This is a genomic window from Candidatus Planktophila lacus (assembly GCF_002288325.1).
Taxonomy (GTDB): domain Bacteria; phylum Actinomycetota; class Actinomycetes; order Nanopelagicales; family Nanopelagicaceae; genus Planktophila; species Planktophila lacus.
Genome location: NZ_CP016780.1, coordinates 868,982 through 894,835, shown reverse-complemented (window position 1 = coordinate 894,835; position 25,854 = coordinate 868,982). Strand labels below are relative to the sequence as shown.

Sequence of the window (25,854 nt, the reverse complement as noted above, 5' to 3'; positions counted from 1 at the left end):
TTGGTAGCAGCAGTGAAAGATTTAGTAATCCTTGGTTCAACGGGATCTATTGGTGTTCAGGCACTGGAAATTGTTGAGGCCAATCCATCGCTATTTCGCGTTGTTGCTATAACGGCAGCTGGCAGTAATACCGAACTATTAATTTCCCAAGCAAAGAAATTCAACGTTCCCGTAATTGGCGTTACTAAGAACGCTGATCAAATTAAAGCTGCGCTACCTAATGCAACGGTAATTGATGGGCCGCTGGCATCCACTGAAATAGCAGCGATAACTTGCGATGTAGTTTTAAATGGCATAACTGGCTCAATTGGATTAGGCCCAACTCTGGCAGCTCTTCGTGTGGGAAATCGCCTCGCCCTAGCCAATAAAGAATCACTCGTGGCAGGCGGTGAATTAGTGATGTCTCTGGCAAAGCCTGATCAATTATTGCCGGTTGATTCTGAACATTCGGCTCTCTGGCAATCGCTAATGGGTGGAAAGAAATCTGAAGTTTCCAAGTTAGTTCTCACCGCAAGTGGAGGCCCATTTCGCGACCGCACTGATTTATCGGCGATCACTGTTGCAGAAGCGCTTAACCACCCAACTTGGTCGATGGGTCCGGTCGTAACAATTAACTCTGCAACGCTTGTAAATAAGGGCCTTGAGATAATTGAAGCCCACTACCTATTTGCGATTCCTTACTCACAAATTGAAGCAGTTATTCATCCGCAATCAGTTGTGCACTCAATGGTCGAGTACATAGATGGATCAACGATTGCCCAAGCATCGCCTCCAAATATGAAGGGGCCAATCTCTTTCGCAATTAACCACCCAGATCGCGTAAAGGCGGCAACAGCGCCAATTGATTGGACGCAATCTCATACCTGGACATTTGCACCGATCGATAACGAACGCTTTCCAGCAATTGATTTGGCGCGACGTTGTGGCGCGCTCGGCGGCGGACTACCTGCAATTTTCAACGCGGCAAACGAAGTGTGCGTTGCCTCGTTTATCTCAGGAAAAATTGGCTTTACTTCGATCGTGGAAACAGTTGAAGAAGTCGTCCAGAAGCTCGGCGGAAAATCGGCAAGCGCCCCGCGTGATCTATCTGATGTCAGTGCCATCGAAGAGGATGCGCGAGCAATCGCCACCGAACTTCTTCAGAAAGCAGCCCGTTAATGCAACTCGTCGGAATCCTCGCCTTTATCTTTGCCCTGCTCTTCTCAGTGATGGTTCACGAATTTGGGCACTACCTCACAGCGCGCCGTTACGGAATGCGAGTCTCTGAGTTCTTCGTTGGATTTGGCAAGCGCATCTGGTCGCGTCAACGTGGTGAAACTGAGTTCGGAATCAAAGCCATCCCAGCCGGTGGTTATTGCCGCATCGACGGAATGACTCCACGCGATGAGATGCCAGAAGGTGAAGAAGGCCGTGCTTTCTATCGCGCATCATCAGGGCGTAAATTAATTGTCTTAGGTGCTGGTTCATTTCTTCATTTTGTTCTCGGCTATCTCTTACTCTTCGTCCTCTTAGCTGGCGTTGGCGTAAACCAAGTTCTACCCGTCATTGATTCTGTTGCCGCAAATAGCGCTGCAGCAGCGGCCGGTTTTCAAAAAGGTGATCAGATCATTGCAATTGACGGTGATCGCTCAACCGATTGGCAAGATCAACTTTTAAAGATCCGAAACTCAGACGGACGCCCGCTCACCTTCACCATTGAAAGAGGCGGTGTTATTCAAGATATTTCGGCAGCACCACGCATGACCGATATCGAAGATGGCACATCACGTTACGTACTCGGCATTATCAATGAATTCGGAACCAAGCGGATGAGCCCAATCTCATCAGTTACTCGGGCAGCCGAGTTAACTTGGAGATTTACTTCAGCATCAGCGACCTCTCTTGTACAACTTCCCACCAAGATTCCTGCACTTTGGGGTCAGACATTTGGTGGCGAAGAACGAGATCAAAATGGTTTAGTCGGAGTCGTCGGAGTTGCCCGCGTATCTGGTCAAGCAGCAGCTAGCGGTGAGTTAGATCTGGCTGAACGTCTCGGAACATTTCTTTTGATTGTTGCTAGTTTAAATATCTTTGTAGGTCTCTTTAATCTCTTACCGATATTGCCACTAGATGGTGGCCATATGGCGGTAGCTATTGCAGATGAAATTCGTGCGCTCTTTGCACGAATCCGCCGAAAGCCAAGACCAGCCGCTATTGATGTGCAAGTGCTCACACCTATTACTGCAACGGTCTTTGTGATCTTGGCTGCGCTGACAGTCCTACTTTTGATTGCAGATATCTTCAATCCAATTTCGCTCAACTTCTAAGCAGCGCTGCGGCGGTTAAATCGCCGATTACCTATTTTTGGTGCAGAATAGCCCCATGGTTGATCTCGGAATTCCTAGCGCCCCTCCTGCTCCACTTCATCCGCGACGTAAGACGAAGCAGTTGCGAGTTGGCAACGTCGGGGTAGGTAGCGATTCACCCGTGAGCGTTCAATCGATGTGCACAACGCTAACTGCCGATGTGAATTCAACTCTGCAGCAGATCGCTGAACTAACCGCTGCCGGTTGTCAGATTGTTCGTGTTGCAGTTCCAAGCCAAGATGATGCAGATGCGCTTGCTCAGATTGCAAAGAAATCACAGATTCCAGTTATCGCAGATATTCACTTTCAACCAAAATATATCTTTGCCGCAATCGACGCTGGTTGTGCTGCGGTCCGTGTAAATCCAGGAAATATCAAACAATTTGATGACAAGGTTAAAGAGGTAGCCAAAGCGGCAGGCGATGCAGGTATCCCAATCCGTATCGGTGTTAACGCTGGTTCACTTGATCCACGTTTGCTTGCAAAGTACGGCAAAGCAACGCCTGAGGCACTCGCTGAATCTGCGCTCTGGGAAGCATCGCTCTTTGAAGAACATGGTTTCTCAGATTTAAAAATTTCAGTTAAGCATCATGATCCGGTAACGATGGTAAATGCTTATCGCATCTTGGCGGCAAAATGTGATTATCCATTACACCTTGGTGTTACCGAAGCAGGCCCTGCCTTCCAGGCAACAATCAAATCTGCAACCGCATTTGGAATTTTGCTCGCAGAAGGAATCGGGGACACAATTCGCGTGTCAATGTCAGCACCTCCCGTTGAGGAAGTAAAAGTTGGTATCTCAATTCTCGAATCACTTAACTTACGCCAACGTAAGCTCGAGATTGTCTCTTGCCCATCATGCGGTCGCGCACAAGTAGATGTCTATACCTTGGCTGAAAAAGTCCAAGCTGGACTCGAAGGAATGACAGTTCCACTTCGCGTTGCAGTTATGGGTTGTGTCGTAAATGGACCCGGCGAAGCGCGCGAGGCAGATCTTGGAGTTGCATCTGGAAACGGTAAAGGCCAGATCTTTGTTAAGGGTGAAGTAATCAAGACCGTTCCTGAAGCGATGATCGTTGAAACTCTTATCGAAGAAGCGATGCGTTTGGCCGAGGAAATGGAAGCCGCTGGCGTTGGTTCAGGCGAACCTTCCGTCACAGTTAAGTAATTACGCGATAAGGTTGCGCCCATGTTGCGCATGTCCAGCCTATTTCTTCGCACTCTGCGCGATGATCCTGCCGATGCAGAAGTTCCAAGCCATAAGCTCTTAGTGCGCGCGGGATATATCCGCCGTATCGCGGCTGGAATTTACTCATGGTTGCCACTTGGCGTAATCACTCTACGCAACGTCGAAAATATCATCCGTGAAGAAATGGATAAGGCTGGATTTCAGGAAGTTCATTTTCCAGCGCTCTTGCCGAAAGAGGCATATGAGGCCACCAATCGCTGGGAAGAGTACGGACCATCGCTCTTTAGATTGCAAGATCGCAAAGGTGGAGATTATTTACTAGGTCCAACCCACGAAGAGATGTTTACCTTGATGGTTAAAGGTGAATATTCATCCTATAAAGACTTACCGTTGACCATTTATCAGATTCAAAATAAGTTCCGCGATGAAGCGCGCCCACGTAGCGGAATCATCCGCGGCCGCGAATTTGTTATGAAGGATTCTTACTCATTTGATTTAACTGATGAGGGCCTAGGAATTTCTTATGATAAGCATCGCGATGCTTACATCACCACCTTCGATCGCCTCCACCTTAAATACAACATCGTTAAGGCAGTCTCTGGCGCGATGGGTGGATCTAAATCTGAAGAGTTCTTGGCGCCTTGCCCAACCGGTGAAGACACTTATGTTCTCTGTCCTAAGTGTGGATTCGCCGCCAACGTAGAAGCGATGATCACCAAGGTTGCACCAGCTGATCCGTCAGGAGTTCCCGCGCTTGAAGAGCTCGATACTCCAAATACTCCAACCATCGATTCACTAGTTGATGTACTCAATTCGAAATTCGGTGGTGGATTTACCGGTGCATCAACTCTAAAAAATGTTTTGTTGATGGCCGATAACAAAGCGATATCAGTTTTGGTTTCCGGTGATCGCGAAGTCGATCTTAAGCGTCTGCAGGCAGGGTTGCCCGGCGTTGAAGAGTTACGTGTATTTGAAGAAGCAGATTTTGCAAAGCACCCAGGTTTAGTTAAGGGATATATCGGTCCACAAGATGCTGGAAAGTTTGGAATCACTGTATACGCCGATCCTCGCGTTGCACCTGGTACTTCTTGGGTAACTGGTGCAAATAAGAAAGATCGCCATGCCCGCAACGTAGTTAACGGTCGTGACTTCACACCTGATGCATATGTTGAAGCTGCTGAAATTCGTGAAGGCGATTCATGTCCAGAATGTTCAACTGCAGTCGTTATAGATCGCGCAATTGAGATTGGCCATATCTTCCAATTGGGTCGCAAATACGCAGATGCACTTGGTCTTACCGTGCTTGACCAAAACGGTAAATCTCAAGTCGTCACAATGGGTTCTTACGGAATCGGAGTATCGCGCGCGGTCGCTGCAATCGCTGAGCAGAGTTATGACGAGATTGGCCTCGTTTGGCCGCTAGAAGTAGCGCCTGCGAAAGTACATATCGTAGCAACTGGCAAAGAAGATCTGCCTTTCGATACCGCACTCGATATCGCAACCAAGCTTGAGGCATCTGGCATCACAGTAATGCTCGATGATCGCCGCGACCCAAGCGCTGGAGTTAAATTCAAAGATGCCGAGCTAATTGGTATTCCAGTAATAATCGTCGTTGGTAAATCACTTGCAGATGGCAAGATTGAACTCCGTAACCGTAAATCAGGAGAGAAATCAGAAGTTGCAGTTGGCGATGCCATATCTGCCGTCACAACTCTAATCGCATCACTTTCCTAAAGTGTTTGCAGATCTAACTCTCTACACACTGGCCTTTCTGGCAGCTGCTGCTTTCTGCGCTGGACTTATTGATGCGATCGCTGGCGGGGGAGGGCTAATTCAACTTCCTGCAATGTTGATTGGCCTTGCGAAAACTGAAACTGTTGTAGTTCTCGGAACAAATAAAGTTCCATCTATCTTTGGAACAACAGTTTCTGCGCTCACATATCGCCGAAACATTAAGGTGAGCTCGAAGTTATTGATCGTTATGGCTATACCTGCCTTCATCGGATCAATGGGTGGAGCATCTCTTGCCTCACTTATTCCAACAGAAGTTTTGAAACCACTAGTTGTTGCGCTCTTAATCGCAGTTCTGATCTATACCTGGAAACGTCCGCAGTTAGGTCAGATCGAATCCATGCGACATAGCGAAAGCAAACGGTTGAAGATCTCGGCTGTTGCGGCGTTAGTAATTGGTTTCTACGATGGCATCATCGGCCCAGGGACCGGTTCTTTTCTAATTCTTCTACTGGTTGCAGTTATGGGATTTGCATTTCTATCAGCCTCTGCAATAGCTAAAGTCGTCAATGTAGCTACCAACGGCGGTGCCATTCTGGTCTTTGGAGTTAACGGTGAAATTCTCTGGAAAATCGGCCTCACTCTGGCGATCGCAAATGTCTGTGGCGGGCTAATTGGTGTTCGCATAGCCCTACGCGGCGGCTCAGGTTTAGTTCGAAAAGTCTTTATGGGAATAACAGCAGCGCTGATTCTAAAAGTAGCCTTCGATACCTTTACCGCACTGCGTTAACCATAAATTAAACGGTGCTAAACTTGGGACGTAGTAAAAAACTAAATAACAAGTAAATAAAGGAGTCACACGTGTCACTGACACAATCAATTACCCAGTTGATCGAACCCGCTGTTACTGAAGCCGGTTTCTTCCTAGAAGAAGTCCAATTAACATCTGCTGGCAGCCACCGCATAGTTACCTGCATCGTTGATGGCCAAAGCCCGCTAAACCTGGATCAAGTTACCGTTGTCTCACGGTTGATCTCCGAGCTGCTTGATACCGCTACCTTTATGGATGAAACACCTTTTACCTTAGAGGTAACTTCACCAGGTGTTGATCGTCCGCTAACTCTGCCTCGCCACTGGACCAAGAACTTAACTCGCTTGGTAAAGGTAACTCTGCAAGATGGAACTGTTACCACAGGTCGCCTCACGGAATTTAACGAAATAACTGCCACGCTTGTTGAAAATATCAAGGGTCGGATTAAAACCCATACCGTTAACTTCGCAGATGTTAAGCGCGCGGTAGTTGAAATCGAATTTAATCGAAAAGAAGAAGCACAGAATTTAACTGACGAGGCTGGCGATGAATAAAGGCCAGGTCGATGTCGATGCGCTAATTGCGCTGGCAACCCATAAGCAGATGCCGCTGGAAGATTTGATTACAGAAATTGAAGCAGGAGTTTTGACCGCTTATTACGAGACTGATGCGCCCAAGCGCCAAGCCCGTGCCAGCATCGATCGCGAAACTGGAGAGATCGTTATCTGGGTTCCAACCTTTAACGAGCTTGGCGAACGAGTCTCAGAAGATCGCGATGAACCAGAAGGTTTCGCACGCACTGCAACTTCTACAGTTAGACAAGTCATCAAGTTAAAGATGCGCGCCAATAACGATGCCGAAATCGTTGGCGAGTTCAGCGCATCAGTTGGCGATGTTATCTCTGGAATTGTGCAACAAGGTCGTGATCCCAAGATGATTAACGTCAACCTCGGCAAAGTTGAAGGACGAATCCCTCCACAAGAGCAGGTTCCTGGTGAGGTTTACAACCATGGCGATCGCATTAAGTGCTTCGTTGTTGAAGTTAAACAGGGAATGAAAGGGCCAGAGATCATGCTCTCGCGCAGCCACCCTGCGCTTGTTAAACAACTCTTCGCACTCGAAGTTCCAGAGATCCAAGATCGCATCGTTGAAATTATGGAAGTTGCCCGCGAGGCAGGGCATCGCACCAAGTTGGCGGTTCGCTCACATCGCGCAGGTGTGTCACCTAAAGGATCTCTAATTGGTCCGATGGGTTCACGCGCAAATGCAGTGATGGAAGAGCTACACGGTGAGAAGATTGATATCGTCGATTGGTCTGAAGATCCTGCACAATTTGTCGCACATGCACTCTCTCCAGCGAAAGTTACCAAGGTTGAAATTGTTGATCTTGCTACGCGATCTGCAAAGGTGACAGTGCCTGATTACCAACTCTCACTTGCAATTGGTAAAGATGGACAGAATGCGCGATTGGCTGCACGTCTGACAGGTTGGCGCATTGATATCCATCCAGATACGCCAACTGCGCCTAGGTGATTGGGCCCAAATAAACGCACCCGCTACGCAGGGATTTAGGTGAAATAGCCGCCCTTCGCTATCCTTAACCCTTGTTGAAGGTTAGAGAAATGGCTGCAATGCAAAGAGGTATCAAACCGATACGCACCTGCATCGTTTGTCGTAAATCTCAAGAGCCTTCGCAGCTATTGCGAGTCAACTGTCTTGACGGGGTTATTACTCCAACAAGCGTTGGAAAATCTCACGGTAGGGGAGCCTGGCTCCACTTATCTTGTGGCTACACCGCAATAGATCGGAAAGCGTTTAAATCAGCCTTCAAGCTGGAGCAAGCGCCGGATATTTCAAAATTTAAAGCGTTCTTAGATGAGCGTTTAAAGTTAGAAAACCAGTAGTCAACTTAAAGATATGGATGCGAAAGATATGAAACTCAAATGAGCTCGTTCAGATTATGAGGTCTTACAACTAAGGCTCGCATCCCTAGATAAATATCTAGAATAAAGATTGCGGGCCAAGACAGGAGAAATGTGTCAAAGGTCCGCGTACATGAGTTGGCAAAACAACTCGGTATGGAGAGCAAGGTTGTCCTTGCAAAACTCCAAGAAATGGGCGAATTCGTCCGCTCAGCATCATCAACTGTAGAAGCGCCAGTCGTGCGCAAGCTCATCGAGATGTATCCCGATGCCAAGCCAGTTTCCGATGCGAAGCCAGTTAAGAAAGCAGCTGCAAAGAAGACCGCTGCTAAGAAAACAGCAGAAGTTAACCCTGAACTTGCCGCAGAACTTGCCGCCGAACTCGGCGTTGATTTAGAGGCGCTAAAAGCATCGCGCGCTGAAAGCGCTGCGCAAGCAGCGGCAACGCCAACTGCACCAACTGCACCAACTGCACCAACTGCACCAACTGCACCAACTGCACCAACTGCACCAACTGCAGATGCGGAAACTCCTGCGCCAGAAAGCAAACCAACTACACCGCGCCCAGGCAACAATCCATTTTCAACTGCGGGTGGAACAACACCTGTGGTTCCACGCCCACCACGTCCCGGAAATAATCCATTCTCAACTGGTGGTGCGGTTCCACGTCCACCACAACGACCTGCAGGTGCACCAGGTGCACGTCCCGGAATGTCAGGACCGCGTCCTGGTTCTGTTCGCCCAGGTTTTGCAGCGCGTCCAAATACTCCACGTCCTGCAGGTACTGGCGGTCCTGGAAATTATCAGTCACGTCCTGCAGGTGCAGGTGCACCAGGTGCATCTTCTGGTCCATATCGTTCAAGTGGTCCTTCAACTGGTGCACCAACGACTGGTGGCCCACAACGTCCCGGCGGCGGTCCTAATCGCGGTCCAGGTCGCGGCGGCGCTGCAGGTGCATTTGGAAAGAATGCAAGTAAGAGCAGCAAGCGCAAACCAAAATCAAGAAAAGCGCTGCGCGATGAATTCGACAATATGCAAGCTCCACAATTGGGTGGCGCAGTTATTCCGCACGGTGATGGAAAGACTCAGATCCGTATGCGTCGCGGTTCAACTCTTGCAGATTTCGCTGAAAAGATCGGTGCAGATGCAGCAGCGTTGGTTGCTGCGCTATTCCACCTAGGTGAAATGGTTACTGCAACTCAATCAGTTGATGCTGACACATTTGAAATTCTTGGTGCACAACTTGGATATGTAATCCAAATTGTTAGCCCAGAAGATGAAGACCGTGAACTCTTGCAAGATTTCGATATCGATCTTGCGCAAGAACTTGCCGATCTGGATGCAGATCTACTGGTTGCACGTCCCCCAGTTGTAACTGTTATGGGACACGTCGATCACGGTAAGACCAGTTTGCTCGATGCCATACGTAAATCTGAGGTCCTAAAGACCGAAGCCGGTGGAATCACACAGCACATCGGTGCCTACCAAATTCACCATGATCACGACGGCGTAAACCGTGCGATTACCTTTATCGATACACCTGGCCACGAAGCCTTCACCGCTATGCGTGCTCGTGGTGCCAAGGTCACAGATATCGCAGTACTCGTTGTTGCAGCAGATGACGGAATCATGCCGCAGACAATTGAAGCGTTAAACCATGCTCAAGCTGCAGATGTCCCAATCGTGGTTGCCGTTAACAAGGTTGATAAAGAAGGCGCGAACCCAGATAAGGTCCGCCAGCAATTGACTGAGTACAACTTGATCGCAGAAGAGTACGGCGGAGAAACTCTCTTCGTAAACGTCTCTGCTAAATCAGGCGTTGGCGTCAACGAACTCATTGATGCAATTCTTCTTACAGCAGATGCTGCAATCGATCTTCGCGCAGTTGCCGAAGATTCAGCGCGCGGTGTTGCAATTGAAGCTCACCTCGATCGCGGTCGCGGACCAGTTGCCACAGTTCTTGTGCAACGCGGAACGCTCAAAATCGGTGATGCAATTGTTGCCGGCGGTTCATTTGGTCGCGTTCGTGCGATGCTCGATGAGCACGGTGAGAGCGTAGAAAGCGCCGGACCATCTCGTCCAGTACAGGTTCTCGGTTTCACATCGGTTCCAAGTGCGGGCGATACCTTCTTGGTTGCAGATGAAGACCGTACTGCGCGTCAGATCGCTGAAAAGCGTCAGGCTGCAGAACGTAACGCGCAACTTGCTAAGGCGCGTAAGAAGGTTTCACTTGAAGACTTTATGGAGCAGTCCAAGGTCTCAACACTTAACCTCATCCTTAAGGGTGACGTTTCAGGTTCTGTCGAAGCGCTCGAAGATGCACTTATGCAACTCGATGTCGGAGCAGAAGTTGATCTACGCGTTATCCACCGTGGCGTTGGTGCAATCACCAAGTCAGATATAACTTTGGCATCAGCATCAACTGCTGTAGTTATTGGCTTTAACGTTAAGCCAGAACCACAGACAGCGATCTATGCTGATCAAGAAGGCGTAGAAGTTCGCTTCTATTCAGTTATCTACAATGCAATTGAAGAGATCGAACTATCTCTTAAGGGCTTGCTCAAGCCAGAGTACGAAGAAATCGTTCTCGGTAACGCTGAAGTCCGTGAGATCTTCAAATCTTCAAAGGCCGGCAATATCGCAGGTTCAATCGTTCGCGATGGTTCTATCAAGCGAAATGCCAAGGCGCGCATCATGCGCGGCACTGAAATCATCGCCGATGACCTCACCATTGATTCGCTCAAGCGCTTCAAGGACGATGCCACCGAAGTTAAAGAAGGCTTCGAGTGCGGTATTGGCCTTGGCAATATGAAGGATCTGCAAATCGGAGACACTATTCAGGTCTTTGAGATGCGCGAGAAGAAGCGCGCATAACCATGGGCCAATCACATCGCACTCAGAAAGTTGCCGATCGCATCAAAGTGGTAGTGGCGCAGCTGCTTGAGACGAAGATTAAAGATCCTCGTCTCGGTTTCGTCACTGTCACAGATGCGCGCGTAACTGGCGATCTGCAAAACGCGTCGATCTTCTACACCGTATTAGGTGATGAAGAACAACGCGCTGCAACTGCCGCTGCACTTGAGAGCGCAAAAGGAGTCATTCGCAGCGCTGTAGGTCGCGATCTTCAGACTCGCATTACTCCGACTATCGAATTCTTTGAAGATGGACTTCCTGAATCTGCGAAAGCGCTTGATTCGCTCTTGGATAAGGTCCATGTTCTAGATGCTGAGGTTGCTCAACTGCGTAAGAATGCAACATTTGCTGGGGGAGCAGATCCCTATAAAGCTCCAAAAGTTATTGAAGATTAACTCCTAAATAATGGATGGCTTCTTAGTCGTAGATAAAGCACCTGCCATGACCAGCCATGATGTTGTGGCAGTTGCGCGCAAAGCCCTTGGTACGCGCAAAGTTGGCCATGCTGGCACGCTAGATCCAATGGCCACCGGTGTACTCGTACTCGGTTTTGGTAACGGTACACGTTTACTGCAGTACATCACCGATGGCGACAAGTCTTATCTGGCAACTGTTGTATTAGGTGCGGCAACAGTTACCGATGATCAAGAAGGTGAAGTCATTTCTGAAGCTGATGCTTCAAAGATTACCGACGAAGAAATTAGAGTAGACCTTTCCAGAATGGTGGGGGAGATTCAGCAACGCCCAAGTTCGGTATCTGCTGTAAAGGTTGCAGGAGAGCGCGCCTATGACCGAGTGCGCGCCGGCGAAGTATTTGAGCTGGCCGCTCGTACGATCACAATTTCATCTTTAGATGTACTAGATATTCGCCGTACCGGTTCACGAATCGAAATAGATATCGATGTCACTTGTTCGGCTGGCACTTTCATTCGCGCAATCGCACGCGATCTAGGCAGTGAATTAGCCGTTGGTGGTCACTTATCAGCGTTGCGCCGTACGCGAGTTGCGGGATTCGCAATTGATCAGGCGATTACCTTCGATGCGCTCAAGGCGCAAGATTTTAAAACTTTAGATCTAGCAGATGTTGCGCGTGCCACATTCTCGGTCCGCGAGTTAGCGCTTGATGAGGTTGCCGAACTCTCATTCGGAAGACCACTTCCTTCAAATTCAGGTGAAGATATCTTTGCTGCGCTCTCACCAGATAACCGCCTAATTGCACTTTTACAGAACGAATCCGGCAAGGCAAAACCGATAGCGGTTTTTGCAGCGGCGAATTAATTCAGAGATAATAGGCAGATGAGTTCTGGAAGCGTCGTCGTAATAGGCGTCTTCGATGGCGTACATAAAGGCCACCAGTTATTGCTTAACCGCGCCAAAGAGATCGCCGATGGCCGTTCAATAATCGCGTTAACTTTCGATCCACATCCGATGCAGGTATTTGCTCCAGATCGCGCTCCGACGATGCTGACCACCTTGGCTGATCGCGTGGAGTTGTTAAAGATCCACAACGCCGATCAAGTGGCGGTGCTTAAGTTCAACGAGAAATTTGCGGCTATGTCTCCGGAAGATTTTGTGAAGGATGTTCTAGTCAGCCAGTTGAGCGTTTCTACAGTTATCGTGGGCAAGAACTTCACTTATGGCCATAAAGCAGCAGGTAATATCGAGTCGCTAATCAAGGATAGTTTGAACTTTAACTTCACCGTAGATGTCCAAGAGTTAAAGTCTGAAGAAAGTGATGTTATTTCTTCTTCGCGCATCCGCAAATTAGTTGTTGAAGGAAAGGTTGAAGAAGCGCGCACCTTACTTTCTCGCCCACACCGCCTAGATGGCGTTGTTGTGCACGGTGAAAAACGTGGTCGCGAAATTGGATATCCAACCGCCAACTTAGGAAATATTGATGGCCAAACAATTCCTGCCGATGGCGTATATGCAGGATGGCTAACGGTCGGAATTAACTTCTGGCCTGCAGCAATTTCAATCGGCACCAATCCAACATTTGAAGGCGTACGTGGTCGCCAAGTAGAGGCATATGCACTTGATCAAGAGGGATTAGATCTCTATGACAAGAACGCTTCAATTGAATTTGGCTGGCGCCTGCGCGATACCTTGAAATTCGATGGCCTTGAGCCGCTATTGGCGCAGATGAAGTTAGATTGCGATCGCGCACGAGCGTTAACTGAGGGCTAAATCCCTCGATTTCCTTTACCCACAGCCCCGCTGGTAACCTTGCCCCTGTCCAACGATCAAAGTGAGTGACCGTGTATCAAACCGGTCACCGTCGTGGCGGTAACTAAAAGGAGTCCAGAAATGGCGTTAACACCAGAAGTAAAGAAAGAAATCATCGCAAAGTACGGCTCATCAGCTACCGACACCGGAAGCCCAGAAGCACAGGTTGCTTTGCTCTCACGTCGTATTGAAGACATCACTACACATTTGAAGACCAACCCACACGATCACCACAACCGTCGCGGTCTGTTGTTGCTCGTAGGTCAGCGTCGTCGCATCCTTCAGTACTTGTCTAAGACAGATATCAATCGTTATCGCGCGATTATCGAAAAGCTCGGTATTCGCCGCTAATTAAATAACTACCCGCCAGGGGAGTTTGGCTTTTTCATTAATCTTTAAAGCTAATGGTCCTCGGTAGTGGTTTCCGCAAGGTTTATCCCTGTGCGTGAACTTCGATCGACGATTCATTACTTAACTTTTAATCGAGAACTCCTTGCGAACCTGGTTCGGGTACATAAGCAAGTTCATATAAAAAGGAGGACCTATGGAGGGTCAAGAAGTTCAGTCATCAGTAGCCGTTATCGATAACGGCAAATTCGGAAAGCGTGAAATCCGCTTTGAAACCGGACGCCTAGCGCGTCAAGCAGCAGGAGCAGCAGCTGTTTACTTAGACGATCAGACAATGATCTTCTCAGCAACAACAGCGTCAAAGACTCCAAAGGATCAATTCGATTTCTTTCCTTTGACAGTAGATGTTGAAGAGAAGATGTACGCAGTTGGTCGCATCCCAGGATCATTCTTCCGTCGCGAAGGCCGTCCTTCAGAAGATGCAATTCTTACTTGTCGTTTGATCGACCGCCCATTGCGTCCATCATTCGTAAAGGGACTTCGTAACGAAGTGCAAATCGTTGTAACAGTTATGGCCCTTGATCCAGACCACATGTACGACGTGATCGCGATCAACGCAGCATCAATGTCTACACAACTTGCTGGTCTTCCATTCTCAGGTCCAATCGGTGGCGTTCGCGTTGCTTTGATCGACGGACAATGGGTTGCCTTCCCTAACCACTCACAGGTTGAAAACGCTGTATTCGATATGGTCGTTGCCGGTCGCATCAGCGATGGCGATGTTGCAATCATGATGGTTGAAGCAGAAGCAACAGCTAAGACAATCGAGCTAATCAAGAGCGGTCAACCAACTCCTACTGAAGAAGTTGTGGCACAAGGACTTGATGCAGCTAAGCCATTTATCAAAATTCTCTGCGAAGCACAGTCGAAGTTAGCCAAGGTTGCTGCAAAGCCAACTGCTGAATTCCCTGTCTTCTTGGATTACCAAGACGATGTATTCGCAGCAGTTGAAAAGGCTGCCAAGGATGATCTTGCAAAGGCGCTAACAATTGTTGGCAAGCAAGAGCGCGAGACAAAGATCGATGAGATCTCTGCTGCAACTAAGGAATCAGTTTCTGCTGCCTTCGAAGGTCGCGAAAAAGAAGTTCCTGCCGCATTCCGCTCACTCACTAAGAAGTTGGTTCGCCAGCGCGTATTGCGCGACAAGATCCGTATCGATGGTCGCGGTCTTCGCGATATCCGTGCGCTATCTGCAGAAGTTGAAGTTATTCCTCGCGTTCACGGATCAGCGATCTTCGAACGTGGCGAGACTCAGATTCTCGGAATCACAACTCTTAACATGCTCAAGATGGAGCAACAGCTCGATACTTTGAACCCAGAAAACCACAAGCGTTACATGCACAACTACAACTTCCCACCTTATTCAACTGGTGAAACTGGTCGTGTTGGCACACCAAAGCGCCGCGAAATAGGACACGGAGCCCTTGCTGAACGTGCACTTGTTCCAGTTCTTCCAACTCGCGAAGAGTTCCCTTACGCAATCCGTCAGGTCTCTGAAGCACTTGGTTCAAACGGTTCAACTTCAATGGGTTCTGTTTGTGCATCAACACTTGCGATGCTTAACGCTGGTGTTCCACTAAAGGCTCCAGTTGCAGGTATTGCAATGGGTCTTATCTCAGATACCGTCGATGGCAAGGTTGAATACGTTGCTTTGACAGATATCTTGGGTGCAGAAGATGCATTCGGAGATATGGACTTCAAGGTTGCCGGAACAAAAGATTTCGTTACAGCCCTTCAACTAGATACCAAGCTTGATGGTATTCCTGCATCAGTTCTTGCCGGAGCACTTCACCAAGCAAAGGAAGCGCGTCTTGCGATCCTTGATGTCATGAATGAAGCGATCGATACTCCTGATGAGATGAGTCCATTTGCTCCTCGCATCATCTCTGTAAAGATTCCAGTAGATCAGATCGGTGCGGTAATCGGGCCTAAGGGCAAGATCATCAACCAGATCCAAGATGAAACTGGCGCTGATATCTCAATCGAAGATGATGGCACGATCTACATCGGCGCAGTCGATGGTCCGTCAGCAGAAGCTGCACGTGCACAGATCAATGCGATCGCTAACCCACAAATGCCAGAAGTTGGAGAGCGCTACCTCGGTACCGTTGTAAAGCTTGCTGCATTTGGTGCATTCATTTCTCTTATGCCAGGTAAAGATGGCTTGCTCCACGTATCTCAGATTCGCAAGATGCATGGTGGAAAGCGCATTGAAAACCTTGAAGAAGTTATGAAGGTTGGCGACAAGATTCAGGTTGAGATCGGTGAAATCGATCCCAAGGGCAAGCTCTCACTTGTTCCAGTTCTCGAAGATGGATCAACCCCGAGCGCTGAGTAAGTAGAGAACAGACTCTAAATGTCAGTTCGTCGCCCAGTAGTGCGCACAGTATTACCTAGCGGTCTGCGTATCGTCACGGAAGAAGTTCCGTCGGTACGCAGCGCCGCGATCGGTATCTGGGTAAATGTTGGTTCACGTGATGAAACCCCGGCCGTTGCTGGGGCTTCTCACTTTCTAGAGCATCTTCTATTTAAAGGCACCACGCGCCGCAACGCTTTAGAAATTTCAGCAACGATCGAAGCAGTCGGTGGCGAAATGAACGCCTTTACTAGCAAGGAATACACCTGCTTCTATGCGCGCGTAATTGATACCGATCTACCTATGGCGATCGATGTTGTCTCAGATTTAATTACCTCATCTATTGTTTCGGCTTTAGATGTTGATGCAGAGCGCAAGGTTGTTCTTGAAGAAATCGCGATGCGCGATGATGATCCGAGCGATCTAGTCCATGATCTATATGCCGAGACTTACTATGGCGATACACAATTAGGTCGTCCAATTCTGGGTACTATTAAATCGATTTCAGATATGACCCGCAGCAGCGTCTTTAACTACTATAAGAAGAAGTACCTGCCACAGGATCTCGTCGTTGCGGTTGCTGGAAATATTAAACATAAGCGCGTAGTCGCCATGGTTGAAGAAGCGCTTTCTCGCGATAACTTCCTTGACGTTAAGGGATCTCCGCAGATTCGCCCAAATACACCTTTCAAGACCAAGCCAATGCAGAGCGTTGGATTATTGACTCGCAAAACTGAGCAAGCACATATGTTCTATGGCATGGAAGGCGTTGCGCGTAGTGATGAACGCCGCTTTGCAATGGGCGTACTAGCTTCGGCACTTGGCGGCGGAATGTCTTCACGTTTATTCCAAGAGATCCGCGAGAAGCGTGGCCTTGCTTATTCGGTCTATGCCTACGCTCAACAATTTGCTGGCTCTGGCCAGATCGGTTTCTATGCCGGCTGTAATCCAACAAAGGCGATTGAAGTTATCGAGATTATCCGTGAAGTTCTGGCTGATGTTGCAGAAAACGGAATGAGCCATGAAGAGATTGAGCGCGCAAAAGGTGCGGTTCGTGGGTCTCTAGTTTTGAGCCAAGAAGATTCAGGTTCACGTATGAGCCGTATCGGTAAGAATGAAATTGTCTACGGCCAGGTAATGGGCTTTGACGAGATCCTAAAAGCGATCTCACGCGTAAACCCAACTGATGTCCGCGAAATTGCCAACGAATTTCTCACCAAATCGCCTACCCTTGCTCTTGTCGGACCATTTAAGAGCGAAGCGAAATTTGAAAAGGTGTTGAAGTCATGATCAAAGTCGGAGTACTTGGTGCGAGAGGTCGCATGGGTGCTGAGGTCGTTAAGGCTGTTACTGAAGCCGCAGATCTCGAACTCGTTGCCGCACTTGATCTCGGTGACTCACTTGAAACTCTAAAGAGCAGCGGTGCTCAAGTAGTCGTTGATTTCACTACTCCTGATTCAGTAATGGCCAACCTTGAGTTTTTAGCCAATAACGGGATTCATGCAGTCGTCGGTACAACAGGATTTGACGCTGCACGAATTGCAACGCTAGAAAAGTTAATCGCTGCTAACCCATCGGTCGGTATCTTGATCGCTCCAAACTTCGCAATTGGTGCGGTATTAATGATGGAGTTTGCAACCAAGGCCGCAAAATACTTTGAATCAGCGGAGATCATTGAGCTTCACCATCCAAATAAAGTTGATGCTCCTTCTGGCACTGCATCGCGTACGGCAGAGCTAATGTCGAAGGCGCGCAAAGAAGCTGGGCTAGGTGCGATGCCAGATTCAACTACGACTTCGCTAGATGGTGCACGGGGCGCAACAGTTGGCGATATCCCAGTTCACTCAGTTCGTCTGCGCGGACTAATCGCGCACCAAGAAGTTTTACTTGGTGGCTTAGGTGAGACCCTCACGATTCGCCATGACTCACTAGATCGCGCCGGATTTATGCCAGGTGTATTACTTGGTGTGCGCAGCGTTATTTCAAAACCAGGGCTGACCTTCGGCCTTGAGAAATTTATGTAAGGAGCAATCAAATGGCTAAAGCAGATATCACTATGTACGGTGCTGACTGGTGCGGAGATTGCCGTCGTTCGAAGCGCCTCCTTGAAGAACTTGATGTTCAGGTAAATCACATCGATGTTGAAGCAGATAAATCAGCTGCTGCCAAGGTAATTGAGATCAACGGGGGAGCCCAGTCAATCCCAGTAATCGTATTTTCAGATGGAACACATCTAACTGAGCCTTCAGATAATGATCTCAAGGCAAAGTTACAAGCGCTAAAAATTATCTAATAAATTTTAATTTAAGTGGAATAGCGCAGCCGATGTCGCAGCTGCTGAAATAACCACAACCGGAAACGGTGCTCGCAGAATTAGCGCGAGCACAGCCACGCCAACTCCTGCCATTCGCTGATCAGCAACGATTCGTGAATCTTGTGTGAATGACTGCACGGCAACCAGTGCGCTAAGTAGCGCAATCGGTATCAGCGAATTAATCTTTAGAGCTCTTGGATTTGAGAGCCACTTTTTTGGAACGCTGTAGCCCAGAATTTTCAGTAGAAAAGCCAGAAGGCTGGTGCCGATAACGGCGAGCCAGAACGGTTCAATCAAATTTATTTCCATATCTTGGCTCGCAATCCGAAAATCACAGCAAGAACTGCCGTCGCGATAATTGGAAAACCAGGAACAAAGTAAGGCGTCATCGCCAGTGCCAGTGTGCAAGCAGCAACGGCCAATAAACGTTCGCTCTTATTTGTTAACCGTGGCCAAAGAAGGCCCAGGAATGCTGCAGGAACTGCCGCATCCAGTCCCCACGCAGCGGGATTTCCCATTGCTTGCGCACCGAGCGCTCCCGCTAAAGTAAAGAGATTCCAAAAAACGTAGACGCCGATTCCGGTTAACCAGAAACCTTGGCGAGCCTCACGAACTCCTAAATTTTCTTGTGAAAGTGCAACGCCTGTTGACTCATCAATAGTTAACTGCGCGGCGAATACCCGCTTCAAACCACGGACGTTTAAAACTGGCGCCATTCTTAGCCCATATAAAGTGTTTCGGACTCCGAGCAACGTTGCAGTTGCGATTCCACTCAGTGCGCTACCACCGGCACCGAGAACTCCAACAACCGCAAACTGAGATGCGCCGGTAAATGTGAGGAGAGAAAGCAAGCAAGATTGAAGAACCGTGAAACCCGCGGCTACCGAGGCTGCACCGAATGCGATCCCGTAGGCGCCTACAGTGAGCGAAACGCTCAAAGATTGCGCAGCGGTGGCGCGGTTCACTCTAGACACGGGTGCATTCTGCCCTAGATATCCTCGGTGAGGTAGCGGCATATATATAAGGTGACGCCCATGAGTAATGAAGTCATTTTCCGCGACGATGTAACCGTTGAACTAGTCAAAGCCAGCGCCAGTGATGCCGATGTAATTTGGGCAGCACGTGTTTCTACCGCTGGTGAGCAATCAATGGACGAGATCGGGGAGGATCCTGCGCGCTCTGCAGGGCTGATTAATTACTTGGCTCGCGAACGCCACGGCTCACCATTCGAACATACTTCAATGACTTTCTTTGTTAGTGCACCAATATTTGTATTCCGCGAATTCATGCGCCACCGCATCGCCTCTTACAACGAAGAGTCTGGCCGTTATCGTGAATTGAAACCGGTCTTCTATATCCCATCTAAAGAGCGCAAACTTATTCAGGTTGGTAAAACTGGGGCGTATACATTTGAAGATGGCACGAAAGAGCAATTCGACATTTCTGTTAAAGCAATGAAAGATGCATATTTAGTTGCCTATGACAGTTATAAGAAGATGCTTGATGCTGGCGTTGCACGCGAAGTTGCACGCGTTGTTCTGCCAGTTGCTACATATTCATCGATGTATGTATCTATGAATGCGCGCGCCTTAATGAACTTTCTCTCACTTCGCACCGCTCGTGAAGGTTCACATTTTCCAAGCTACCCACAACGTGAAATCGAGATGGTTGCCGAAAAAATGGAAGCCGAATTCGCAAAATTAATGCCGCTTACATACGGAGCCTTTGAGAAATCTGGACGGATCGCACCGTAAAACGGTAGGTTTCACCCATGACAATCGAGGCGCCATTCGGACGTATGCTCACCGCGATGGTGACCCCGTTCGATAAGAACGGCAAGATCGATTGGCCGGGCGTTGAAAAACTGGCTGCACATCTTGTTGCAAATGGCCACGATGGAATCGCAGTCAATGGCACAACCGGTGAGGCTCCAACGACTAAATCTTCTGAAAAGGAAGAGATCATCCGCGTCGTAAAAGACGTTGTGGGGCCAAAGATTTTTGTGGTTTCTGGTGCAGGCGATAACGAAACAGATTATTCAATCAACCAAGCAAAGCGCACCGAGAAAGCTGGCGCTGACGGTTTGCTAATTGTTGCTCCGTATTACAACAAACCACCACAAGCAGGCGTTGCCGCGCACTTTAAAGCAATTGCTAGCTCAACTGATTTACCAGTAATGATGTACGACATCCCTGGTCGCTGCGGAATTGAGATCGAACCAGACACAATTGTTAGCCTTTACGAGCATCCACAGATTGTTGCGCTCAAGGATGCTAAGGGAAATGTTGCTTCAACTTCTTGGGTAATTAAGCGTTGTGGAATCCCTGTTTACTCAGGTGATGACATTCTTAACTTGCCTCTGCTCTCAGTAGGCGCAGTCGGAATGGTTTCAGTTTGTGGCCACACCGTTGGAAAAGATTTAAAGGCGATGCTCGATGCTTGGTTCGCTGGTAATGCAGCTAAAGCGCTAGAGATTCACCAAAAGTTACTTCCAGTCTTTACTGGCACATTCCGCACTCAAGGTGCGATCCTAACCAAGGCCGCGCTAAATATGATGGGCCTACCTGGTGGCCATACTCGTCTTCCGCTCGTAGATGCAACCGAAGATCAGATCGCGCAACTGCGCAAAGATCTCATCGCCGGCGGTATCTCTTTATAGCTTTGATTAACACTCAATGACGCATCCCCATCCCGAACTCGGTACTCCTAGCAAGTTAGTTGCTGGTGGGCTTCGTATAGTCGCACTCGGCGGATTAGCCGAAATCGGTCGTAACATGACCGTCTTTGAAACAAATGGAAAGTTATTGATTGTTGATTGTGGAGTGCTATTTCCGGAAGAGAATCAACCAGGTATTGATTTGATTCTGCCGGACTTTAGCTACATCCGCGATCGTTTAGATGACGTTGTTGGACTGGTCTTAACGCATGGCCATGAAGACCACATCGGAGCAACTCCGTACCTACTTCGAGAACGCGGCGATATCGCGATCTATGGTTCAGCACTCACCTTGGCTTTAGTCACTGCCAAACTAAAAGAGCACCGCATCTCACCTCTAACTCGCGAAGTTAAAGAGGGAATGCGCGAAGATATCGGGCCATTCGAAGTTGAATTCGTCGCGGTTAACCATTCAATTCCTGATGCTTTAGCCGTTGCCATTCATACAAAAGCTGGCACGGTTCTTCACACTGGCGATTTTAAGATGGATCAATTGCCACTTGATGGGCGCATTACCGATCTGCGTACATTCGCGCGCTTAGGTGATGAAGGCGTCGATCTCTTTTTAGTTGATTCAACTAACGCAGATGTACCTGGTTTTACACCTGCTGAGCGCGAGATCATGCCGGCGCTAAATCGCGTAATTGCCGCAACCAAGAAGCGCGTAATCGTGGCCTCATTCTCATCGCATGTTCACCGCGTACAGCAAGTAATTGACACGGCAGCGATGAATGACCGGAAAGTCGTTTTCATCGGGCGCTCCATGGTTCGCAATATGAAGATCGCCGAAGATATGGGCTATCTAAATGTGCCAGCTGGAATTGTTATCGATGCTAAAGAACTTGATAACTACGATGATCGCGTAGTTCTGATTTGTACTGGTTCACAAGGCGAGCCAATGGCTGCGCTATCTCGAATGGCCAATGGCGATCATCAAATACGCGTTGGTGAAGGCGACACAGTTATCTTGGCTTCTTCACTCATTCCCGGCAATGAAAATTCAGTATTTAGAGTTATCAACGAATTAACTCGCTTCGGTGCCAAGGTTGTCCATAAAGCCAACGCCATGGTCCACGTTTCTGGACATGCCGCCGCAGGGGAGTTGCTCTACTGCTACAACATTGTGAAACCAAAGTACGCCCTGCCGGTGCATGGTGAATGGCGCCACTTAAAGGCCAACGCCGAGCTAGCGATTCAATCTGGAGTCCCTCGCGAAAATACCTTTATTATCGAAAACGGAATCGTGGTTGATTTGGTAGACCATGTTGCCGAAGTTGCTGGCGCAGTTCCTTGCGGTTTCGTTTACGTCGATGGACAGAGCATCGGGGATATCACCGAATCATCTTTGAAAGATCGTCGCATTTTGGGAGAAGAAGGATTTATCTCGGTTGTAGTCGTAATTGAGTCACAGAGCGGAAAGATCATCGCTGGCCCTGATATCCATGCACGTGGATTTAATGAAGATGAAGCGCTCTTTGACGAAGTTAAGGGGCAGATCGAAAAAGCCTTAAAGCACGCGGTTTCTGAAGGTGTAAATGGAACTCATCAACTTTCTCAAGTAGTTCGACGCACTATCGGCAGTTGGGTCGGCGGAAAACATCGCCGCCGTCCGATGATCGTTCCCGTAGTTATTGAGGTCTGACCGCTAAGATTAAAGGTGTGGCTAAGAAAAAACGCACAACTACTCGCAAATCAGGTGGCGCAGGGCAATCCGCGCTCTCATTTGTTGGGCGTTCAATTAGCGCCCTTTGGAGAACTATCGCCAAGGCGCTGGGTTCAACAGTGCGCTTCTTGGCTAGAGGTGCCCGCGACTTAGATCCGGCCCATCATCGCGACGGCCTAGCTTTCCTACTTTTAATTCTTGCTCTTGCTGCATTTGCTGGAACTTGGTTTGCAGCCGATAACTTCGTAGGTCGAAACCTTTACGCAGTTATCTATGGCGCCTTCGGCCGAATTGGTTTCTTTGCACCGATCTTAATTCTCTATTTTGCAATGCGTTTATTCCGATCCCCAGATAGCCACAAAGCAACTTCACGGATCATCGTCGGCGTAATCACTCTTGTTGTTAGCGCATCTGGTTTGGCACACTTGTTAAATGGTTCGCTAGGTGCGGTTAATCCAACCGGTGCAACAGCAATACGCCATGGTGGGGGTTGGTTGGGCTACGCGGTAGCTATGCCACTTGAAGCTTTGATGACATCGCTCTTGGCCTATCCATTTTTGATCGCGCTGTTCTGCTTCGGTTTGTTAGTTACAACCGCGACTCCGCTTTCTTCAGTTGGTATCCGCCTTAAGAACACTGGAATTTGGCTCTGGTCAAAGCGTCCGCAACGTGAAGAATCCGACTTTGAAATTACTGACACCCCTCCATTTGAAACTCCCGTGGTTGCCTGGAACCAGCATGCGGATGAAACTGAAGAAGATATTGATGAAGAGTCATTCGATGAAGAATTTACAGTTGAGGTTCCTCGCGTAGTTCAGGCTCCGACTGCTACTACAACTGCGCCGCCAGCAACTGGAAAACGTCCTGAACAACTCCTGTTAACCGCCGACTCTAACTATTCACTTCCACCACAAGATTTACTGCGCACCGGCCCTGCTGCAAAGGCGAAATCAAAGGCGAATGACACCGTTGTTGGAGCGCTCACCGAAGTCTTTCTTCAGTTTGAAATCGATGCACAGGTAACAGGTTTTATGCGTGGCCCAACTGTTACGCGCTATGAAGTAGAGCTTGGAAACGCGGTAAAGGTCGAAAGAATTACCGCGTTAGCCAAAAATATTTCATATGCTGTTGCATCTAGCGATGTGCGCATCCTCTCGCCGATCCCAGGTAAATCTGCAGTTGGTATCGAGATTCCAAATACCGACCGCGAAATCGTGGCATTGGGCGATGTTATGCGCTCAACTGTTGCAGGCCAGGATCACCACCCAATGCTGGTGGCGCTCGGCAAAGATGTAGAAGGAAACTTTGTCTGTGCCAACTTGGCAAAAATGCCGCACCTGTTGGTTGCAGGAGCAACAGGCGCTGGTAAGTCATCGATGATTAACGCGATGATTACATCGATTTTGATGCGCGCGACCCCTGATGAAGTTCGCTTAGTCCTAATCGATCCAAAGCGAGTTGAGTTAACCGCATATGAAGGTATTCCTCATCTGATTACTCCAATTATTACCAACCCAAAGAAAGCAGCAGATGCTCTTACTTGGGTGGTTCGCGAGATGGATCTTCGCTATGAAGATCTTTCAACTTTTGGATTTAGACACATAGATGACTTCAACAAGGCGGTTCGTGCTGGAAAAGTTATCCCACCTCCAGGAAGCGATCGCGTAGTAGAGCCATACCCTTATCTACTTGTAATCATCGATGAGCTCGCAGACTTGATGATGGTTGCAGCCCGTGAAGTTGAAGAATCGGTTGTACGTATTACGCAGTTGGCGCGTTCTGCAGGTATCCACTTAGTGCTCGCCACACAGCGACCTTCAGTAGATGTTGTTACCGGCCTCATCAAGGCAAACGTTCCATCACGTCTTTCCTTTGCAACAAGCTCTCTAGCCGATAGCCGCGTTATCTTAGATAGCCCTGGCGCGGAAAAGTTGGTTGGCCAAGGTGATGGTTTATTTATTCCAATGGGCGCTTCCCGCGCTATTCGTATTCAGGGAGCTTACGTTTCAGAGCGCGAAATTGAAGCGGTTACAAACCACGTTAAGAAGCAACTATCGCCTCGCTATCGTGAAGATGTAACAGTGGCTCCGCAATCTTCAAAGATGGTTGATAAAGAAATTGGCGATGATCTAGATCTACTTCTTCAAGCGATTGAGTTAGTTGTTGGAACGCAATTTGGTTCTACTTCAATGCTGCAACGTAAACTTAGAGTCGGTTTTGCAAAGGCAGGCCGCTTGATGGATTTGATGGAATCTCGCGGAATCGTTGGTCCATCCGAAGGTTCCAAGGCACGAGTTGTGATGGTTAAGCCTGATGAACTCGATTCGGTTCTCGCCACGCTCCGCGATTACTAAAGAGCGGTGACAGTAACCAAATAGGGGACTACCTCTGGGGGTGATTTCACTCAGGATTCACGTATATGGCTATCGCTGGGGTGATTGCGGTTCTAGACTTTACTCATCAGTAATCCCGATACTTAGCATTGCGAGCAGAAATGTCACTTGGTCAATTTATGCAAGGCGCGCGCGAAAGCGCTGGCCTAAGCATTGACGAACTCGCATCACGGTTAAGCATTCGCCCTGGATTGCTTATTGAGATGGAAAAAAATAAGTTCGTTAATTGTGGTGGCGATACATATGCGCGCGGACATCTTCGCAACATTGCCGCTCATATTTTCGTGGAGCCACAGACGCTAATTGATCTTTACAACGAGGAGCACTCCAGTGAATCGCGGAAGATTCACGATATGTTGGTTGAAAATAATGTGTCCCGAATACCGACGGAACGTAAATCAATTAAGCCTAAGTCACTTGTAATCGCTTCAGTGGTTCTCTTATCTGCAATCGCAGTAGGTCAAATCATTATTTCGAATTCTGAAACGACGGTAACGCCAGTTGTTACAACAACTCCATCTGCAACGCCAACACCTTCGGCCTCTGCCTCAGTAGCGGCTACAGAACCTGCCACAACTGAAAGTGTGCCTGCCGCAGCCGATGGAGAAATGAAGTTAACAATTTCGGCAACGCGAGGAAGTTCAAATATTCATGTTGTTGCCGGTGGCAAAACACTTTTTCAAGACCCGATCTTTCAAGGCGATACCAAGAGCTTTAGCGCAGAAACATCGATCAGTGTTTATCTAAGCAATGCGGGAGATCTTGATTTAACGCTAAATGGAGAGAAATTAGCGCCGCTCGGTGCGCGTAATCAGGAGATTCGTAAGACTTTTAGATCCAAGTAATCTCTGCACGCTGTACCATCTG

Annotated in this window: 24 protein-coding genes; 22 read left to right on the top strand and 2 right to left on the bottom strand. The window is 48.5% G+C overall.

Going from position 1 to position 25,854, the window contains the following annotated elements:
• Positions 1–12 precede the first annotated feature (12 nt).
• From dxr to A1sIIB106_RS04420, 17 genes are all read left to right on the top strand, one after another.
• Positions 13–1,158: a 1-deoxy-D-xylulose-5-phosphate reductoisomerase gene (gene dxr, locus A1sIIB106_RS04500; RefSeq protein ID WP_095677874.1), complete on the top strand. Its 1,146-nt coding sequence runs from the start codon at positions 13–15 to the stop codon at positions 1,156–1,158.
• Positions 1,158–2,306, top strand: coding sequence for a M50 family metallopeptidase (locus A1sIIB106_RS04495; protein WP_095677511.1), 1,149 nt, complete (start codon positions 1,158–1,160; stop codon positions 2,304–2,306). The genes dxr and A1sIIB106_RS04495 overlap by 1 nt, the downstream gene beginning before the upstream one ends.
• 55 nt (positions 2,307–2,361) lie before the next feature.
• Positions 2,362–3,513 carry a flavodoxin-dependent (E)-4-hydroxy-3-methylbut-2-enyl-diphosphate synthase gene (gene ispG / locus A1sIIB106_RS04490; protein WP_095677510.1) on the top strand — a complete coding sequence of 384 codons (1,152 nt, stop codon included), beginning with the start codon at positions 2,362–2,364 and terminating at the stop codon, positions 3,511–3,513.
• A gap of 21 nt (positions 3,514–3,534) precedes the next feature.
• Positions 3,535–5,268 carry a proline--tRNA ligase gene (locus A1sIIB106_RS04485; RefSeq protein WP_095677509.1) on the top strand — a complete coding sequence of 578 codons (1,734 nt, stop codon included), beginning with the start codon at positions 3,535–3,537 and terminating at the stop codon, positions 5,266–5,268.
• Between the two features lies 1 nt (position 5,269).
• Positions 5,270–6,055 (top strand): sulfite exporter TauE/SafE family protein, encoded by a 786-nt coding sequence (locus A1sIIB106_RS04480; RefSeq protein ID WP_095677508.1) that lies wholly within the window; start codon positions 5,270–5,272, stop codon positions 6,053–6,055.
• A gap of 71 nt (positions 6,056–6,126) precedes the next feature.
• Positions 6,127–6,630 carry a ribosome maturation factor RimP gene (gene rimP / locus A1sIIB106_RS04475; protein ID WP_095677507.1) on the top strand — a complete coding sequence of 168 codons (504 nt, stop codon included), beginning with the start codon at positions 6,127–6,129 and terminating at the stop codon, positions 6,628–6,630.
• Positions 6,623–7,609 carry a transcription termination factor NusA gene (nusA, locus tag A1sIIB106_RS04470; RefSeq protein WP_095677506.1) on the top strand — a complete coding sequence of 329 codons (987 nt, stop codon included), beginning with the start codon at positions 6,623–6,625 and terminating at the stop codon, positions 7,607–7,609. The genes rimP and nusA overlap by 8 nt, the downstream gene beginning before the upstream one ends.
• Positions 7,610–7,698: 89 nt before the next feature.
• A complete protein-coding gene (locus A1sIIB106_RS04465; protein WP_095677505.1) occupies positions 7,699–7,980 on the top strand; it encodes a YlxR family protein in 282 nt (93 codons plus the stop codon).
• Between the two features lie 132 nt (positions 7,981–8,112).
• A complete protein-coding gene (infB, locus tag A1sIIB106_RS07225; protein WP_095677504.1) occupies positions 8,113–10,872 on the top strand; it encodes a translation initiation factor IF-2 in 2,760 nt (919 codons plus the stop codon).
• A gap of 2 nt (positions 10,873–10,874) precedes the next feature.
• Positions 10,875–11,306 (top strand): 30S ribosome-binding factor RbfA, encoded by a 432-nt coding sequence (rbfA, locus tag A1sIIB106_RS04455; RefSeq protein WP_095677503.1) that lies wholly within the window; start codon positions 10,875–10,877, stop codon positions 11,304–11,306.
• 10 nt (positions 11,307–11,316) lie between these two features.
• Entirely contained in the window at positions 11,317–12,189 is an 873-nt protein-coding gene (gene truB / locus A1sIIB106_RS04450; RefSeq protein WP_095677502.1) for a tRNA pseudouridine(55) synthase TruB, read from the top strand.
• A gap of 18 nt (positions 12,190–12,207) precedes the next feature.
• Entirely contained in the window at positions 12,208–13,098 is an 891-nt protein-coding gene (locus tag A1sIIB106_RS04445) for a bifunctional riboflavin kinase/FAD synthetase (protein WP_095677501.1), read from the top strand.
• A 120-nt stretch (positions 13,099–13,218) separates the two neighbouring features.
• The gene (rpsO, locus tag A1sIIB106_RS04440; protein WP_095527135.1) at positions 13,219–13,488 is read left to right on the top strand and encodes a 30S ribosomal protein S15; all 270 of its coding nucleotides are present in this window, start codon (positions 13,219–13,221) and stop codon (positions 13,486–13,488) included.
• Positions 13,489–13,681: 193 nt separating this feature from the next.
• Positions 13,682–15,883 carry a polyribonucleotide nucleotidyltransferase gene (locus A1sIIB106_RS04435; protein WP_095677500.1) on the top strand — a complete coding sequence of 734 codons (2,202 nt, stop codon included), beginning with the start codon at positions 13,682–13,684 and terminating at the stop codon, positions 15,881–15,883.
• Between the two features lie 18 nt (positions 15,884–15,901).
• Complete coding sequence (locus A1sIIB106_RS04430; protein WP_095677499.1) at positions 15,902–17,191, top strand: M16 family metallopeptidase; 1,290 nt, start codon at positions 15,902–15,904, stop codon at positions 17,189–17,191.
• The gene (dapB, locus tag A1sIIB106_RS04425; protein WP_095677498.1) at positions 17,188–17,925 is read left to right on the top strand and encodes a 4-hydroxy-tetrahydrodipicolinate reductase; all 738 of its coding nucleotides are present in this window, start codon (positions 17,188–17,190) and stop codon (positions 17,923–17,925) included. The genes A1sIIB106_RS04430 and dapB overlap by 4 nt, the downstream gene beginning before the upstream one ends.
• 11 nt (positions 17,926–17,936) lie before the next feature.
• Positions 17,937–18,194: a glutaredoxin domain-containing protein gene (locus A1sIIB106_RS04420; protein WP_095677497.1), complete on the top strand. Its 258-nt coding sequence runs from the start codon at positions 17,937–17,939 to the stop codon at positions 18,192–18,194.
• 6 nt (positions 18,195–18,200) lie between these two features.
• On the opposite strand, the gene A1sIIB106_RS04415 is transcribed toward A1sIIB106_RS04420, so the two are convergent.
• Positions 18,201–18,524 (bottom strand): AzlD domain-containing protein, encoded by a 324-nt coding sequence (locus A1sIIB106_RS04415; RefSeq protein WP_223298652.1) that lies wholly within the window; start codon positions 18,522–18,524, stop codon positions 18,201–18,203.
• The gene (locus A1sIIB106_RS04410; RefSeq protein ID WP_223299472.1) at positions 18,515–19,189 is read right to left on the bottom strand and encodes an AzlC family ABC transporter permease; all 675 of its coding nucleotides are present in this window, start codon (positions 19,187–19,189) and stop codon (positions 18,515–18,517) included. Before A1sIIB106_RS04410 ends, A1sIIB106_RS04415 begins: the two co-directional genes overlap by 10 nt.
• A 60-nt stretch (positions 19,190–19,249) precedes the next feature.
• Here A1sIIB106_RS04410 and thyX point away from each other — a divergent pair, with 60 nt between their 5' ends.
• From thyX to A1sIIB106_RS04385, 5 genes are all read left to right on the top strand, one after another.
• A complete protein-coding gene (gene thyX / locus A1sIIB106_RS04405; protein ID WP_095677495.1) occupies positions 19,250–19,969 on the top strand; it encodes an FAD-dependent thymidylate synthase in 720 nt (239 codons plus the stop codon).
• Between the two features lie 17 nt (positions 19,970–19,986).
• The gene (gene dapA / locus A1sIIB106_RS04400) at positions 19,987–20,874 is read left to right on the top strand and encodes a 4-hydroxy-tetrahydrodipicolinate synthase (RefSeq protein WP_095677494.1); all 888 of its coding nucleotides are present in this window, start codon (positions 19,987–19,989) and stop codon (positions 20,872–20,874) included.
• Positions 20,875–20,890: 16 nt separating this feature from the next.
• Complete coding sequence (locus A1sIIB106_RS04395; protein ID WP_095677493.1) at positions 20,891–22,573, top strand: ribonuclease J; 1,683 nt, start codon at positions 20,891–20,893, stop codon at positions 22,571–22,573.
• A 17-nt stretch (positions 22,574–22,590) separates the two neighbouring features.
• On the top strand, positions 22,591–24,948 hold the full coding sequence (locus A1sIIB106_RS04390) for an FtsK/SpoIIIE family DNA translocase (protein ID WP_095677492.1): 2,358 nt from the start codon (positions 22,591–22,593) through the stop codon (positions 24,946–24,948).
• 140 nt (positions 24,949–25,088) lie between these two features.
• The gene (locus tag A1sIIB106_RS04385) at positions 25,089–25,832 is read left to right on the top strand and encodes a helix-turn-helix domain-containing protein (RefSeq protein WP_095677491.1); all 744 of its coding nucleotides are present in this window, start codon (positions 25,089–25,091) and stop codon (positions 25,830–25,832) included.
• Positions 25,833–25,854: the final 22 nt, after the last annotated feature.